Annotated in this window: 1 protein-coding gene; it reads right to left on the bottom strand. The window is 32.3% G+C overall.

The features are described 5' to 3' along the window. The coding region (locus AC1DUO_RS25845; protein ID WP_477989578.1) for a hypothetical protein at positions 1-690 on the bottom strand (690 nt) is incomplete at both ends.

Here is a 690-nt window from a genome sequence, read left to right as displayed (position 1 = left end):
GACTCCAAGTGCGCTACCTATTGCTTTCAAGTGTAAAACTATTGATGAATAGTACATGAATAATACATCTTGAGGACTATCATTTAGTTCAATGGTAGTTCTGTTAGATAGTTTAGAGATGTTATCGCTATCAAGTAGATTTAATTCGTCTGTTAACTTCTCTTTTTCATTTTCTGATATTTTTATAACATCTAATTTATTTGTTGCATCAATTAATGTGGGCTTGATCTCATTTACGATAGTAAGTGTTTCGGCGAGGTCTGTTTTTGTAAATGTATTATTGTGTGCGATTTTACATCTGAGATCGTATAGGCGCAGCCATCTTTTTTTTAGAAACTCAGCCTCACAGTTAATGTGCTCTTGAAAGTGTTTTTGCCAGTTTGATTTGGGTATGAATTTTTTAATTTCTTCAATTGTATTTTCATTTGTGCCTTCGGTTCCTATGGATTTGAGTTTTGAAATTAAATCCGGCACATCAATTTCACGATATTCGTCAAATAGAAAATTGGAAAGCTGAATGAAATCAGCATCATAAAGAAGATTATGATTTGATGGTTTTGAAGTATTCGAACCAGCACTCGATTTCTTTGATGATTTAAAATCGTCTGGGATCGAGTTCACTGTCCATCCAGTGCCAATGTTAATTAACATAAATTTAGTAATCAACTTCCTTAAAATATTTTCAATTTC

This window comes from Rahnella sp. P4_A8 (genome assembly GCF_056402435.1).
Note: the sequence above shows the minus strand (reverse complement) of the source record. Positions and strands in the feature narration are given on the sequence as shown.